The organism is Prosthecochloris marina (genome assembly GCF_003182595.1).
GTDB lineage: Bacteria > Bacteroidota > Chlorobiia > Chlorobiales > Chlorobiaceae > Prosthecochloris > Prosthecochloris marina.
Genome location: NZ_PDNZ01000004.1, coordinates 70356 through 85896 on the forward strand (window position 1 = coordinate 70356; position 15541 = coordinate 85896).

Annotated in this window: 12 protein-coding genes and 2 tRNA genes; 10 read left to right on the top strand and 4 right to left on the bottom strand. The window is 46.7% G+C overall.

Annotated elements, in window-relative coordinates:
- Positions 1–100 precede the first annotated feature (100 nt).
- The 10 genes from CR164_RS06415 to CR164_RS06460 all read left to right on the top strand — a co-directional run bounded on the left by CR164_RS06415 (position 101) and on the right by CR164_RS06460 (position 11080).
- Positions 101–1360: a trehalose 6-phosphate synthase gene (locus CR164_RS06415; RefSeq protein ID WP_110023118.1), complete on the top strand. Its 1260-nt coding sequence runs from the start codon at positions 101–103 to the stop codon at positions 1358–1360.
- Positions 1361–1410: 50 nt separating this feature from the next.
- Complete coding sequence (locus CR164_RS06420; RefSeq protein WP_110023119.1) at positions 1411–4563, top strand: beta-phosphoglucomutase family hydrolase; 3153 nt, start codon at positions 1411–1413, stop codon at positions 4561–4563.
- Between the two features lie 148 nt (positions 4564–4711).
- Positions 4712–5752, top strand: a complete 1041-nt coding sequence (gene queA, locus CR164_RS06425) for a tRNA preQ1(34) S-adenosylmethionine ribosyltransferase-isomerase QueA (protein ID WP_110023120.1) — start codon at positions 4712–4714, stop codon at positions 5750–5752.
- 36 nt (positions 5753–5788) lie between these two features.
- Positions 5789–6544, top strand: a complete 756-nt coding sequence (gene ispD, locus CR164_RS06430) for a 2-C-methyl-D-erythritol 4-phosphate cytidylyltransferase (protein WP_110023121.1) — start codon at positions 5789–5791, stop codon at positions 6542–6544.
- 59 nt (positions 6545–6603) lie between these two features.
- Positions 6604–6680 (top strand) — tRNA-Met (locus tag CR164_RS06435).
- Between the two features lie 105 nt (positions 6681–6785).
- Positions 6786–6858: transfer RNA gene (locus CR164_RS06440), tRNA-Gly, on the top strand.
- Positions 6859–6912: 54 nt separating this feature from the next.
- Positions 6913–7356, top strand: coding sequence for a hotdog fold thioesterase (locus CR164_RS06445; RefSeq protein WP_110023122.1), 444 nt, complete (start codon positions 6913–6915; stop codon positions 7354–7356).
- A gap of 136 nt (positions 7357–7492) precedes the next feature.
- Positions 7493–8896: a B12-binding domain-containing radical SAM protein gene (locus tag CR164_RS06450; protein ID WP_110023340.1), complete on the top strand. Its 1404-nt coding sequence runs from the start codon at positions 7493–7495 to the stop codon at positions 8894–8896.
- A gap of 159 nt (positions 8897–9055) precedes the next feature.
- Positions 9056–9865: a class I SAM-dependent methyltransferase gene (locus tag CR164_RS06455; protein WP_110023123.1), complete on the top strand. Its 810-nt coding sequence runs from the start codon at positions 9056–9058 to the stop codon at positions 9863–9865.
- A 15-nt stretch (positions 9866–9880) separates the two neighbouring features.
- On the top strand, positions 9881–11080 hold the full coding sequence (locus CR164_RS06460) for an NADH:flavin oxidoreductase (RefSeq protein ID WP_110023124.1): 1200 nt from the start codon (positions 9881–9883) through the stop codon (positions 11078–11080).
- 127 nt (positions 11081–11207) lie between these two features.
- Here CR164_RS06460 and CR164_RS06465 read toward each other — a convergent pair whose 3' ends face one another.
- From CR164_RS06465 to CR164_RS06480, 4 genes are all read right to left on the bottom strand, one after another.
- Entirely contained in the window at positions 11208–12068 is an 861-nt protein-coding gene (locus CR164_RS06465; protein ID WP_204901795.1) for a hypothetical protein, read from the bottom strand.
- A 150-nt stretch (positions 12069–12218) separates the two neighbouring features.
- Positions 12219–13259, bottom strand: a complete 1041-nt coding sequence (locus tag CR164_RS06470; RefSeq protein ID WP_110023125.1) for a hypothetical protein — start codon at positions 13257–13259, stop codon at positions 12219–12221.
- A 429-nt stretch (positions 13260–13688) separates the two neighbouring features.
- The gene (locus CR164_RS06475; RefSeq protein WP_110023126.1) at positions 13689–14660 is read right to left on the bottom strand and encodes a hypothetical protein; all 972 of its coding nucleotides are present in this window, start codon (positions 14658–14660) and stop codon (positions 13689–13691) included.
- A gap of 21 nt (positions 14661–14681) precedes the next feature.
- On the bottom strand, positions 14682–15392 hold the full coding sequence (locus CR164_RS06480; protein ID WP_146204144.1) for a DUF6345 domain-containing protein: 711 nt from the start codon (positions 15390–15392) through the stop codon (positions 14682–14684).
- Positions 15393–15541 lie beyond the last annotated feature (149 nt).

The following is a 15541-nucleotide window of genomic DNA, read 5'->3' on the forward strand; positions in this document are numbered from 1 at the left end:
CCAACGTTACTTTTTCGCAAAAACTGAATCCATTAAAGAGATCTTTTATTAGATTGTTAGTCTTATTTTTGTAAAAACATTGCTTCGGCAACCGGAACTCATGCAACAACTGATTCTGAAAGAAAAGAAACTCGAGACATGTACGTCACCCATCACTCTTCAGGACATACGAACGCTTAAGGAACTTTACCAGCTCAAATCCGAAACCCGTGACCTGCGCCAGCCCATAGTGCGCAACATCATGAAGCAGAGGGTTGTTGGCCAGCAATGCATTGAGTCCCTGAAAAACGCCCTTTATTCACTCGAAACAATTCATATTGACGACTATACGGGACAGAGAGTCTTGCGGCTTGACGGCAGGAAACAGATCGAGGTCGACTTGACTTATGAGATCAGAGAGTTGAAAAAAGACATATACTACCTTGAATATGGTGAAGATCACTTTATCAATTATTTAGCAAAATTCATACCCGATTTTCGCAAATATGTGAACGAAGGCATCAAGAAACTTCGAGGCAAATCATTCAACGCATTTATTACAGATCGCGACGGAACAACGAATAACTACTGTGGCAGATACCGCTCATCCGTCCAGCCGATTTACAACTCGGTATTCCTGTCGAGATTCGCAAAAAATTGTTGCCGCTATCCGATCTTCATCACCTCGGCACCGCTCAAAGATTTCGGGATTCTCAATGTATCGATAAATCCCAGCGACATTTTTTTCTATGCCGGCTCGAAAGGCAGAGAGTTCATCGACCCTGAGGGAGAATTTCATAGTTACCCTATCGATGAACACAAGCAGGAACTTATACACCTGCTCAATGAAAGAATGCGTCAGTTGCTCGAGGATCCGTGTCTTGAAAAATTTAATTTTATCGGTTCGGCCCTGCAGTTCAAGTTTGGCCAAACAACTATCGCCCGGCAAGATATCACCTGCTCGATCAATCCAGAAGAATCAACGGCTCTTCTTGAAAAGGTCGAAAGCATTGTTAAAGAGATCGATCCTGAGTGCAGGAATTTCCGGATTGAAGATACCGGCCTCGACATCGAGATAATCCTCACTATCGACCAGAAAAAGGATAATTCAGTAAAAGATTTTGACAAGGGCGACGGACTTGAGTTTATCTGCAATAAAATAGACATCGACACGGAATGCGGTCCAAACCTGGTATGCGGCGACACTGCCTCAGACATCCCTATGCTTAAAAAAGCCGTTGAGTTATGCGATGACGTATGGGCCATTTTTGTCACCCGGGATGAAAATCTGGCAAAAGAAGTGCAGCAGATTTGTCCCAAGAGCATGATCGTACCATCGCCGGACATTCTTCTTACCATTCTGGGGCTGCTTTCCTTGTAATAGCTGTTTTATTTTCACAAAATTTCAATAACTGGTTTCATACTAATACTATGCTTACAGGTGTCATTTTCGATTTGGACGGAGTTGTGACAGGAACCGCAAAAATTCACAGCCTCGCCTGGGAATCGATGTTCAACGAATTTCTTAAAGAATACGCGGAAGCAAACAATGAACCTTTCGTGCCGTTCGATCCCGGCCTTGACTATTTGAACTATGTCGACGGCAAACCTCGTATGGAAGGTGTCAGAAGTTTTCTTGAATCCCGTGAGATTGAACTTCCTTTTGGCGAAATCGACGATGTACCGGAAATGCCCACGGTTTGCGGTCTTGGAAATCGTAAAAACCAGGTTTTCACTGAAATCCTCATCAAAGAAGGCCCCGAGGTATTTCAAAGCACCGTTGACTTCATACATGAACTGAAATCGAGAGGGGTACGCATCGGAATCGCATCTTCCAGCAGAAACTGTAAACTCATTCTCGAACTTGCAAAACTCGAGCACCTTTTTGAAACCAGAGTGGATGGTGAAGTTTCTCTTGAACTAAAACTCAAAGGCAAACCAAATCCCGATATTTTTACAACAGCTGCCGACAATCTCGGCCTTCATCCCCATGATTGCGTTGTCGTAGAGGACGCCATTTCCGGAGTTCAGGCAGGATCTGCCGGAAATTTCGGCCTGGTACTCGGTATCGCCCGTGAAATCGAAGGAATGAAACTTCAGGAAGAAGGGGCGGATATCGTTGTCAGAGACCTTGGCGAAATCAGTGTCGACGAAGTTTTTGAATGGTTCGAAACAGATCTGATTGAAGATGGCTGGAATCTTCGTTATGCAACATTCAAACCCGAAGAGGAAAAGTTACGGGAAACACTGACTGCCATTGGTAACGGCTATCTTGGAACAAGAGGCGCATACGAAGGATCCAGAGCCTCTCTCCATCATTACCCGGGAACGTATCTTGCAGGCGTATTCAACAAAATTCCCTCGGAAGTACATGGAGAAACCATTTATAATAACGATTTCGTCAACTGCCCCAACTGGCTTCCGATAGAATTCAGAATATGCTGTGGCGATTTCATAGATCCTTTTGAGCAGAAAATTCTGAGTTACCGACAGGATCTCGATTTCAAAAACGCCGTCATGAACCGTGAGATCGTTATCCAGGACAACCTCGGCAGGGTAACCCGAATATCGAGCAGACGGTTTGCAAGCATGGATAATCCCCATCTTTGTGCCCAGCAATTCTCTTTTCTCCCGATCAATTACACAGGCGATATCGAATTCAGAACCGCTATCGATGGGACTATCGAAAACAAAGGTGTTGCAAGATACAGTGCTCTTGCATCAGACCATCTCGAACATGTCGATAGCGGAACTTCGGATGAAGGAATATTTCTGCATGTACAGACAAACAGCTCTCATTACCAGATAGTGACCCATGCAAAAAGCCGTGTAACGGTATCCGGTTCACCGGTAACAGCTGAAAAAAACATTGAATCATCTCCACGATATATCGCAGAACTTTTCAAAGTACCGCTCGAAAGCGGTCAGGAGTGTACGATAGAAAAAATCGTAACCTATCATACCTCCCTCGATAACGACCATGACGACCCGAAAGCAGCAGGTGATAAAACCATATGCGAAGCTCGAAGTTTTACCGAACTGCTCGAAGCCCATTCTTCAGCGTGGGAAAAAATATGGGATAAAAGCAACATTTCCATCGATGGCGACCGTTTCAGCCAGAAAGCACTTCGCTTTCATACCTATCATCTTCTGGGAACCGCTTCACCGCACAATCCATCCATCGATGCCGGTATGCCGGCAAGAGGCCTGAATGGAGAAGCGTATCGAGGCCACATCTTCTGGGATGAAATCTACATCCTTCCGTTCTTCATCCACCATTTCCCCGATATAGCCAAGGCCCTCTTGATGTATCGTTACAACAGGCTCGATGCGGCAAGAGCATATGCGCGGGAAAACGGATTCAATGGTGCCATGTTCCCTTGGCAAACAGCCGATGACGGCAGCGAGGAAACCCAGATTGTCCATTACAACCCTCAAAGCGGCACGTGGGGCCCGGACCTGAGCCGAAACCAGAGACATGTCTCAATCGCAGTGTTTTATAATACATGGCGTTACGCTCATGAAACCGAAGACATCCTTTTTCTGGAAGAATACGGTGCTGAAATGCTGTTTGAAATCGCCCGTTTTTGGGCCGGTATCGCAAGACACCTCCCCGATACCAACCAGTATCATATTGAAGGTGTCATGGGGCCGGATGAGTTTCACGAAAAACTCCCGGAAAGCCACAAAGAAGGCTTGAAAGATAACGCCTACACAAACATTATGACAGCCTGGCTTCTCGAAAAAGCCGTTGAACTTTCCGAAACACTCGACCCGTCGGTGATGGACAAGCTCGTTACCAATATCAATCTCGGGTACGACGAAATCGAGGAGTGGAAAAAGATATGCAGTAACATGCACATCATTGTTACAAAAGACGGAATACTCGAACAATTCGACGGTTATATGGACCTCAAGGAACTCGACTGGGATCAATACAGGAAAAAATACGGCAACATTCACCGTATGGACAGAATCCTCAAAGCCGAAGGCGACTCACCGGACAACTACAAGGTCGCCAAGCAAGCCGACGTACTGATGACATTCTACGCGCTTTCCCCGATTGAGGTGAAACATATCCTTGAAAACAACGGGCACCATATCCACGATGCCATCAAGATGGTAAGAGACAACTATGCATATTACGAACCTCGTACCAGCCATGGTTCGACACTCAGCAAGGTTGTTCATGCCATCATATCAAGCTATCTCCATGACGGGCATGAAACAGCATGGCGCTGGTTCAGCGAATCATTGAAAAGCGATATCGAAGATACACAAGGAGGAACAACCCAGGAAGGAATTCATTGTGGTGTAATGGGAGGAACCCTTGACACGGCCACTCGATATTTTGCCGGAATTTCCTTTACCGACGACATGCTCAATGTTCACCCCAACCTTCCTGAACATTGGAGATCGCTGGATCTCAAGATCTGTTTCCGTAACAGCTGGTATCATTTGACCATCGCCCCCCAAACCATTACCGTACAGCTTCTGGAAAGCCAAGAAGAAAGCGTTTCTGCAACTATTGCCGGCCATAAGGTAACAATAGCCAAAGGAGAAAAAGCATCCAGAAATTGCTGACTCCATCCAGTAAAAAATAGGGATTCTCGACTTCTATCTTTCAGAGTCGAGAATCTTCTATTGATTTCTACAGTTTGTTTTTTTGTTGGGAAACGGTATATAGTAAAACGTTATTTTCCCATATTCTTGACCCATTGTCCATTACGTTATGCGGCTTTCAAATTTTCGATACAGCTTACCGAAGACCCGAATCGCTGACCGTCCGGTCGCCGACCGCGACACCTGCAAGCTTATGGTGCTGAACCGTAGAAAAAAAGAAATCGATCATAAAGTTTTTTCCGATATCGTTTCTTATTTCAAAAAAGGCGATCTCCTCGTTCTGAACAACAGCAGGGTTTTTCCTGCAAAAATCTTCGGCCAGAAAGAAAAAACCGATGCAAAAATCGAAGTCTTTCTTTTACGCGAACTGAACAAGGAAGCCGGTTTGTGGGATGTTCTTGTAGACCCGGCCAGAAAAGTACGTGTCGGTAACAAGATATATTTTCAAGACGACGTTGTCGCTGAAGTCGTTGACAATACAACATCCAGGGGCCGTACCATACGATTTCTCAATCCTGAAATAGATGTTTTCGAACTGGTGGAAAAAATCGGAACCGTTCCGCTCCCGCCCTATTTTACAAGAAAGCCGGATGAATCCGATCGCAAAGACTACCAAACTGTCTATGCATCTCAAACAGGCGCAGTGGTTGCTCCAATGGCCGGTCTCCACTTCACGATGCCGCTGCTTGAAGAAATAAAGAAAAAAGGGGTCAAAATACTCCCGTTAACCCTTCACCCAAGCCTCAGTTCGTTCAACGCCATCGAGGTAGAGGATGTTTCCAAGCACAAGATGGACTCCGAGTACTTCAACATTCCCTACCAGACAGCAATGGAAATCAACGAGACCAAGCTCAACAAGACAGGAAGGGTTATCGCCGTAGGGACAACAACTTGCAGGGTACTTGAAGCCAATGCGACAGTCGAAGGAAAAATAAAATTCGGCCAGGGCTGGACGGACAAATTCATCTATCCTCCCTACCAGTTCAAGGTTACCGATGCACTTGTCACTAATTTTCAGCAGCCTGAAACAACGCTGCTTATGATGGTCAGTGCATTTGCCGAATACCGTTTGCTGATGGATGCTTATAAAAAAGCCCTGAAAAGCGATTATCACTTTCTGGCATATGGTGATGCAATGTTTATTCATTAATCGACCCATCGGACGTTTCAAACAAACCAAGGCACTATGAGTTCATATGCCATTATCGCAGCGAGCGGTGTCGGAAAACGCATGAAACTGCAAGAAGGCCAAAGCAAGCAATTGCTTGAAATCGGAGGATACCCTGTCATTTACCACACACTCTCTGCATTTGAGCAGGCAGCTTCCATCGATGCTGTTTTTATCGCCACAAAGCCTGAAAGCATCGGAATATTGGAAAGCATGAAAAAAAAGTACGGCTTCTCCAAAATAGAGTCCATAATACCGGGAGGCAAAGAACGCCAGGACTCTATTTACAACTGTATCGACCTTATAGAAAAACATATAGCCACAACCGGCGTATTACCGGAAGCCATCCTGGTTCATGACGGAGCAAGGCCGTTTATTCAGTCCTGGGAAATCGATGATATTGTATCTCTTTCAATGCGATACGGAGCTTGCGTACCAGCCACGAAACCAAAAGATACAATCAAGTACATAGCGGAAAATTCTGATTTTTTCGGCGAAACGCTTGACCGAAGCCGCTTGCTCCAGGTACAGACACCGCAAGGATTCGCCTCGAAAACTCTTATCCAGGCCCATAAACACGCCAGATTAGAGCAGTGCTACGCAACAGATGATGCTGCCCTTGTGGAAAAATTTTTCCCTGAACAGAACATAAAAATCTACGAGACGGGATATCATAACATCAAAATCACCACTCCGGAAGATATCCACCTTGCCGAGGCTATCTATGCGAAGCTGCTGTTACAGCAAGAAACACAATCACTCGAAAAAAACTGAAACAACAAAAAAACATTGCGTTATAGCCTGACTGTTTGTATATTAGCAGCCCTGTGATTGGTGAGGTAGCTCAGTTGGTAAGAGCGCAGGATTCATAACCCTGAGGTCGAGGGTTCAACTCCCTCCCTCACCACCATTGTAGAGTTGTTGAATCACATCAGTGAGCGGTCTTCGGTTGGCATTCGGCATTCCCGCCTTTTTTCACTTTTGCCCTTTGCCTTTTTTTGACTTTTCTTCCTATGCGGGTGTAACTCAGTTGGTAGAGTGTTTGCTTCCCAAGCAAAATGTCGCGAGTTCGAGTCTCGTCACCCGCTCAACCGCAAATCCCGCATGCCGGAACGTTAGCCCGGCCAAACCTTTTTTCTTCTATGAACGATTCTTCAATTTTCACGGTCCCGGTAACTGTTGAGGATATCAACACCACACAGATCATTGATGGCCAGATGGCAAAACATCTCGGCATCGAAATGGTCGAAATAGGAACTGACTACATGATTGCGAAAATGCCGGTTGACCATCGTACGATTCAGCGCATCGGCATCATGCACGGTGGAGCATCGCTTGCACTTGCAGAAACGGTTGGAAGCATTGCCGCATCCTACTGCATAGACAGGGAAAACTTTTTCATTGTAGGACAGGAAATCAATGCAAATCACATACGCTCTGTAAGAGAAGGATTTGTCCACGCTAAAGCAACCCCTCTGCACCTCGGCAAAAGTTCTCATGTCTGGGACATCAGGATAACCAGCGATGAAGGCAAGCTGGTTTGTGTGAGCAGGTTTACCGTAGCCATTCTGAAAAAAAGAACGTAGTCCTCCATTCTCTACAATTTATCGAGTTCAATTCAGGCATTTGCCCATTTTTAGAGTACGTGGTTTTCTGATTTTTTTTCATACCTTAGTAATTCATAATCAGCTGTAATTCACACCATCAGTAATGTCAGTAGGTATGCAGATCGATCAGCCTGAGACCATCCTTTCCTCTGAATCCGCCAGATACTCGGAAGAACATCTCAAGCAGCTCGCCTCGGAACAGAAATCCCGCAAGAAATGGCTGCTGGTCCAGCCTGTCAGCAACACCAGCATGATGGTCGACTCAGGTACTGTCAGCATACCGCTCAACCTGCTCATGGTTGCAACCCTCGCTGGCGAACTGTTCGATATCACCTTTATTGACGAACGGCTCGGTGACACCGTTCCTGATGATCTTTCAGAGTTTGATGTCGTTGCCGTTACGTCGAGAACCCTCAATGCATCAAAAGCATATGCGATTGGCGACCTTGCAAAAGTACAGGGAAAAATCGTCATTCTCGGCGGCGTGCACCCGACCATGGCGCGCGACGAAGCCAGCGATCACTGTACAAGTGTCGTATATGGAGAGATCGAGTCGGTCTGGACGGAACTTGCGACAGATATCCTGCAGGACACGATGAAAGAAGTCTACAAGGCTTCGACGCTGAAGTCAATGACCAATATGCATCACCCGGATTTCGGTTACGCATTGCAATCCAAAAAATCGAAAAAATACAGCTCGCGTATTCCAATCCTGGCCACGAAAGGCTGCCCTGTCGGCTGCAATTTCTGCACGACGCCGACCATTTACGGAAAAAACTACCGTTTCCGGGAGATCGACTTCGTCATCGAAGAAATGAAGTACCACCAGGAAAGACTTGGCAAAAAAAACGTCAACCTGTCGTTCATGGACGACAATATCAGTTTCCGCCCGAAATACTTCCTGGAACTGCTCGAAGAAATGGCTAAAATCGGTATCCGGTGGAACGCCAATATTTCAATGAACTTCCTGCACAAGCCGGAAGTTGCCGAACTTGCAGGACGCTCCGGCTGCGATTTGCTGAGCATCGGCTTCGAATCGCTCAACCCTGAAACCCTCAAAAGCGTCCATAAAGGATCCAACAAACTCAGCAACTATGGGAACGTGGTCAGCAACCTTCACAAGAACGGCATTGCCATCCAGGGATACTTCATGTTCGGCTTCGATAATGACAGCGAAGAGAGCTTCCAGCTTACCTATGACTTCATCATGGAAAACAAGATCGAGTTTCCGGTATTCTCACTCGTCACCCCGTTTCCTGGTACTCCGTACTTTGATGAAATGAAATCACGGTTGCGTCACTTTGACTGGAATAAGTACGATACATACCATTACATGTTCGAACCGACGAAAATGGGAGGCAAAAAACTGCTGGAAAATTTTGTCAAGCTGCAGCAAGAAGTGTACAAAGGCCGGGCAATCATGCAGAGAATGAAAGGCAAACCGCTCAACTGGGTATGGTTAGCCAATTATATGATGCACCGTTTTACGAAGAAACTGAAGCCCGAGATTTATTTATAAACCGGTTTGATGGTTTTCCTGCACTACCGAGTTCCATCTTGTTTTTTTTATCCCCCTCTTCCCACGGTTTGATACCTTTCCGATTCTTGCTATTTTTTTATTCAAGAAGCTTTTCGGAATTTCTCATTACCCGTCTCCTGTCTCTTTTCACGATTCTTTATGTCCTACATTCATTCATACAGCAATACCGAACGACAGCGGCTTGTCGAACAAGCCGATTTTCTTGAAAAGTACCTTTATCCGACAATTTCATTTGGTCCGGGCGACACACTCCTTGAGGTAGGATGTGGAGTCGGCGCACAGATCCGTTGCATGCTCAGACGTTTCAAACCTGCAATGATAACCGGAGTCGACCGTGAAACTTCTCAAGTGGAGCAGGCACTGGCAAACCTGCCTGACGAAGTACAGACAGGAACGGTCGAGCTGTATATCGCTACAGGTGACCTTTTACCCTTTAACGACAACACCTTTGATGGTGCGTATATTTTCTTTGTCTTCGAACATCTTTCAGATCCCGTACCGGTCATCCGTGAAATAAAGCGGGTACTCAAACCAGGCGGCAAGTTTTATTGCACCGAAGTAGTCAATCAGGCCCTATACGTTTATCCTCGCAGCCCTGCCATCAATGATTATTGGGCAGCGTTCAACAGGTTGCAAAGCGAACTCGGCGGAAACCCCGACATAGGGCTTCATCTCGCATCAGCATGTGTCGATGCGGAGATGACCATCAGGTCATTCATACCGGTACCTGTCATGATGGACAAGCGAATGACGGACAGTGGAGAGCGAAAACATTTTCTTCATATGTGGGAACGATGCCTGCTGAGCGGAGCATCTTCTTTGCTCGAACGTGGAATGATTGCACCGGACACCCCTGAAAAGGTATCCGACGAGTTCGAAAAACTCAGCGTCAATCCCGAATCAATTTTTCAATATGATGCCCGCCAGATCCTGGCAGTCAAAGAATAGCATAGTTGGCATGATATGAAACCGTCCATTTTTGAACCCTCCTCCATTGCAGGAATGGCTCTGAAGAACCGTTTCATCCGGTCCGCCACTCATGAAAGCATGGCCGATGAACATGGCGCACCGACAGAAGCTCTTGAAAAACTATACGTCAGATTGGCGAAAGGAGGGGCGGGAGCAATAATCACCGGATACGCCGGAGTACAGCAAGACGGTAAAAGCAGCTTGCTGCGTATGCTGATGATTGATAACGATGAACTGATCCCCGCTTATCGTAAACTCACCGACAGGGTTCATGAACATGGGACCCCTGTCATTCTTCAGATCGCCCACTGCGGACGCCAGACCAGATCTGCGGCAACCGGCTTTCCAACCGTAGGCCCGTCTCCCATTGCAGATTTTATCTTTAATGAAGACACACCGCATGAGCTGAACAACCGGGAAATCGAAACCATTATCGACAGCTTTGTTTCCGCTGCAGAACGAGCAAAAAAAGCCGGTTTCGACGGCATACAGCTTCACATGGCACATGGTTACCTGCTGTCACAGTTTCTCTCGAATCACACCAATCGTCGCCGGGACAAATGGGGAGGATCAACAGCTAACAAATTCAGAATCGTATCGGAAATTCTAAATCGTATCCGGCAAACAACCGGCAACTTTCCGGTACTGGCAAAAATCAATGCTTTCGATAACAGAAAAAGAGGCATGCGCATCGAAGAAGCTGTCGAGGTCGCACGCCTGCTTGAATTCCACGGTTGTGACGCCATAGAAATATCGTCCGGAGTGGTTGAAGACGGACTCGCCATCATGAGAGGGCCACACCCTCCGATGGAGGCGCTCTTCAAAAGCAACTTCAGGTTCAACGACATGCCGACGCTCCTGCAAACCGTTGCCGCCCCGTTCATTCAATTCGCCATGCGCTCTCCCAAACCTTTACACGGTTATAATCTCGAAGCGGCACAATCGATAAAAAAAGCTGTATCGATCCCGGTCATCTCTGTCGGCGGACTCCATGATCTCTCCGACATATCAGCGGCACTCGAAAACGGATCAACCGATTACCTCTCCATGTCCCGCCCGTTCATTATAGAACCGAATATCGTCAGAAAGTTTCAGGAAAGCACGCAAACAGCCTCCCGCTGCATTATGTGCAACTATTGTGCATTGATGATCGAGGTGGATACTGTCAAATGTTATTACGGCAGATTGCCGTGACGCCACTGAATATGCCCCATTGTTCGGACAGGCATTTTCGTTTGCTGGACCGTTCTTTATTCGAATGGTGTCAGAGCGGGCATGAATCGTGGTGAATTCATGCCCGCTGACACGATATACGGCTTCGTTACACTTCCTGATCCTTGACAGGGAAATCATCGTCAAAAAAAGTTGACGCTTCGTCAATCTGCGCTTTTCGCTGCTTTTGAATGAAATCATCAAGATCTTTCTTGATCTCCGGGTCCTCAAGAGCCTCGTAGTCGAAAACATTCGCAGCATATCTGTACTCGAAATGAATATCGACCATTTCATAGCTGACACATGCGGAGGAGAACTTTGAATTTTCACGAGTGAAGTTGACTCTGTACTGCTTGAGTTTCGGCACGTAAACAACTTGCTCGCCTACTTTGAAGACTTCCAAAGCGACACCGATCGTTATCGTCCTGTAGTAATCTTTGTTGTTTTCAACTCCGAACCGCAGTGCATCGCCCTGCTTTTCCAGAAATTTTGAAAAGCTGTCCAGCGCCGAGCTACCTTCGGAGGCAACGATTTCAAGGATGAAATCAATGAAATCCGTGGCGATTTCAATCCCCCGGATATGTCTCGAATATGTTTGTTCATCGATCTTGCTTGGACCCATCAAGGGAATCTTCGACATCGCCAGCGTCCACAACTCTACATCCGTTTTATACTCCTCCCCGTATGCCTCTGCATACCGGTTTACATAATCGGTGACAATAGAGGTCATCGCAATCAGATATTTCTTCTGCTCGACGAGATTTGCCATCACAACGGGATCTTCCTCCAGTGGAGCTCCAAAAATAAACTCGACAAGACCGTCCTTATCTGCGTAAGGGTTGTCTTCCAGTAGATAACGAGGGGATTCCGGTAAGTTTTCATCGGCAAAAAAATCCTTCGCTTCAGCCAGTTGGGTTGCAAAATCCCTCTGATCTTTCACAATCTCCGGCACAACGTTTACCTGCTTCATTTTTTCCTCCTTGATTGAAATATTCATTCTTTCCAGATCTCACCTGATACGTTATTTTTATAGTGGTTTCAACACTCCACTTACAACAAAGCCCGTCTTTCAGATACCGCACCGCCCTCTCTTCTCCATATGAACCATACACCTGAAGGCTTATAAATCATGCCACTCTTTAGCCTGCTCCGAATTGTTTTCCCACAGAGGCATAGTCCAGATATTCGGAGTCCAGGCTGTCCTGTCACTGTAATCCGTTTTATTCGCATCCGCTGTCCAGGGATCGTCGGGAACCTCATCATCGTAATAGGCCTCCCCTGCCCAATACCATTGATTGTAATTTTTGATCACAATGTAGCTCTCGACCACCGCTTCGTTTTCCGGAGCTTTATAGGCCAATAGCAGGGTATAGTTTTCAATTCCTGGCATCATGCCCATGCGATACCAGACAAAACCACCCTCATGTACCAGTTCAACCCCGGGATTGTCCTGAGTGTTCAACTCACCATTCGCTTCCGCTGCCTCCTTATGATAGAACAGATCATCAGCATCGACGGCATCGATAAAATTATGGTCGAATCCACCTCGCTGTGATGCAACGCCCCTTTGTACTCCACGGTACCGGTAACCGTAAACGGTTTGTAAAAAACCGATATCTCCGCCAACCAACTCGGGTGAACAGCTGTAGGTCACATAAGGATAAGGCGTAGCCATCTGCATCGACAAGACATCATTGTCCAATTGAACCTGGTCGGCTGTTTCCACCACGCTACCCTCTGTGGAAAATACCGGTGCCACGACGATCGCCTGCCCGCTCGCCTCGAAAGGATAGCTAAAGCCTTGAAAAACGAAGGTTCCTGTGATGGTGATGTTCATCGGACCCTCATCGACCCAGGCTGTCCCCATCAATGAGGGATCTCCACCGTAACCACCGGGAATGTTCGGATTGGTCTGCATCTCTGCCGCACCTGCTTGCAATGTCTGTATTACAGAACCGCCGACAATCTGGGTTCCTATGACCTGCCAGTTGGATTCGGTCACCTGTGCAGGCTGGTCGTCTACGGTGATCACCATCTGGAAAACAACCAAAGCCCCAATCGGGACTGTATATGTTTCATTGGCACTTACCGCCTGCAGGAACTTTGCCTCCGTATCGTACTCGAACTTCCACGACAGTATTTTTTCAGGTATTTTTTGCATGGTAAAGGTTCATTGTTTGCTTAAGCATCCCGGGCGACACTAAATCCAGGAATGCCGTGGAATAGCATTGAAAGAGCACATACTTATGCTCCTATGCTGTGGTACGGTTTAACCGACCGGAAACTTCTTTGATGCACTGGGGGGTACTGAGGTACTGAGAAATGACTGTTCGATTGTTCCGGAGAACCTGATGTAAATTCAGAGAATTCCGGCAAAAAAACAACAAAAAAATGTTTTTTCTCTGTTTTCTTTTCCTGCCGGTTTTCCCGCAGGGACGTTAGTTCAATAGTCTTTTTAAATGGACGGAACGGCCAGGAAATTCACTGTTAAACGACAAAACCGGCAATGCAGCATGAGTGCAAGCTGCATTGCCGGTTTTAATGAGTTTCCACCATCATTTGAGGAAAAACAACTCCGCGATACTAATGTTCAGTCATCTTTTTCATCATGGCGGATCACTTGGCGAGTCGTCGGGTTTTTCAGTTGCGGTGAATATGCAGGATGATGTATCGGCTCATACATTTTACTCAGTGCCGCGACATACCCGGCGACAGGCATATCGGCCACTCCTTCCGCCGACGAACGACTCGTTCCCTCGTAAAGATAGGCCGGCTGGATATAAGCGCCGCCATTATCGTAAAGCACCAGCTCGATGTTATCGACGGTCACTTCAGCGTCTTTCGCGTAGACACGATTGATGTCGTCCCGGACAAGTTTTTTGACTTCCTCGGCGTCCAGAAAGCCCCTTTTACCAACCTTGTTTCTGGAGGCAACTTCACGCCAGCGATATTGTACTCCGGCAGGAACCTCGTTTTCAGCAAGCGTTACCGTAATGGAAGAGCCGAAATTCCTTACCCTCAAACCATCGAGTTCACGGTAAAAATATACAACCACCGCTTTCTTCTCGGGCGATTCCGCATTGCTCAGCATCTGCATGATTCCGCCGACATGATCTATTTTCAGCTCTTTCTCGTTGGCCGGCATTAAACCTGTTTTTTCCAGATAATCACGGGAAAGCTTGACTGCTTCTTCGTCGGAAAAAAGACGGCTGGTCTTTCCGGTAAGATTCAAGGCGGCAAAGTCCGAATAGAAATACTCGGTTCCGTTCTTATTCATGCTGCAAGTGATATCGTCACCGAACATTGCGTAACGATCTTCCACCGGCTTGAACTTATCCGCGGAAAATGATTCGACCCCCGATACCTTCAGAATCCCGGCACAACGATCATACACCTCTTCCTTACTCAGGCGAAGTTCCTCCATTTTGTAAACCGATGTTTTTTGTGGTTTTGGAATCTCAGCTTTGAAAACCACTTCAGCTGCATACAAAGAACCGCCCCATAGGGTAACGAGGCCGATAACAAAAACCCTGAAAAGCAGACCTGACTGATTGCATCTCATTGTGATACCCTCCACGGTTGGTTAATATTGATAGGTAATGGCCATGATACCCAGATTATACGGAGGGTCGGAAGCCTGACTGTAATAAGTATCGTTACCGGTACCGGTATAGCCGTCTTGAGGGTATGCCCAGATCACGGCACAGTAACCCGGATAGGTTCCTGAACGCACTGAGTTAGCCGCATTGAACCACGCATCTATGTATTTCTGGCCGGAGAGCAGATTTTTCGCGTACTGATCCTCCACCCGACCGTCATACCATCCTGTCGTACGGAAACTCAGCACTTGGTGCAGTCCGTGAAACACGTCCCACCAACCGCTTGACCAATCAGCACGCTCGATAGGAGAAGGTACAACACTGCAAGCATCGATAGTTAAAAACTCGAGGTCGAGATCACCGAGAGAAACGGAACCCCCGGCAAAATTCACAGGATCACAGCAATTTCTGAGCGTTGTGATTAAAAAATTGCCGCCGTGTCCACTGAAAAACGCTGTATCCATGTTGTCGACATACGTAGCATCCCAGGAAGTAAACACTTCCGGCACCGCCCAGTAGTACTGATCGTAAGAAAAATGTTTGAGAAAATTCCATGTTTCATTGACCGCCCCGTTTTCTTCTCGACAAACATAACCGCCCTCCTCAAGCGCATAGGAAAAAGAGGGAAACAACACCAGCAACGATAATAACAACCCTGAAATGCGTAAACGGACTTCAAAAAAATCCTTCAACATACTGCACCTCCTTCGTTTAAAGGTTTCCTGCCTGAAAAACAAATGAACATAAAGCTCATGGAACATTAGCAGAAACATGTCAGGATTGGAACGGCCTCCCTCTGCCGGTATAAAAAACATAAGGGGGCATCCACGTATTCGTGACAAGA

Bases quoted from the DNA above. Each gene is read 5' to 3' on its own strand.
- CR164_RS06415 (WP_110023118.1), top strand. From the start codon at position 101: ATGCAACAACTGATTCTGAAAGAAAAGAAACTCGAGACATGTACGTCA.
- CR164_RS06420 (WP_110023119.1), top strand. From the start codon at position 1,411: ATGCTTACAGGTGTCATTTTCGATTTGGACGGAGTTGTGACAGGAACC.
- queA (WP_110023120.1), top strand. From the start codon at position 4,712: ATGCGGCTTTCAAATTTTCGATACAGCTTACCGAAGACCCGAATCGCT.
- ispD (WP_110023121.1), top strand. From the start codon at position 5,789: ATGAGTTCATATGCCATTATCGCAGCGAGCGGTGTCGGAAAACGCATG.
- CR164_RS06445 (WP_110023122.1), top strand. From the start codon at position 6,913: ATGAACGATTCTTCAATTTTCACGGTCCCGGTAACTGTTGAGGATATC.
- CR164_RS06450 (WP_110023340.1), top strand. From the start codon at position 7,493: ATGCAGATCGATCAGCCTGAGACCATCCTTTCCTCTGAATCCGCCAGA.
- CR164_RS06455 (WP_110023123.1), top strand. From the start codon at position 9,056: ATGTCCTACATTCATTCATACAGCAATACCGAACGACAGCGGCTTGTC.
- CR164_RS06460 (WP_110023124.1), top strand. From the start codon at position 9,881: ATGAAACCGTCCATTTTTGAACCCTCCTCCATTGCAGGAATGGCTCTG.
- CR164_RS06465 (WP_204901795.1), bottom strand. From the start codon at position 12,068: ATGAAGCAGGTAAACGTTGTGCCGGAGATTGTGAAAGATCAGAGGGAT.
- CR164_RS06470 (WP_110023125.1), bottom strand. From the start codon at position 13,259: ATGCAAAAAATACCTGAAAAAATACTGTCGTGGAAGTTCGAGTACGAT.
- CR164_RS06475 (WP_110023126.1), bottom strand. From the start codon at position 14,660: ATGAGATGCAATCAGTCAGGTCTGCTTTTCAGGGTTTTTGTTATCGGC.
- CR164_RS06480 (WP_146204144.1), bottom strand. From the start codon at position 15,392: ATGTTGAAGGATTTTTTTGAAGTCCGTTTACGCATTTCAGGGTTGTTA.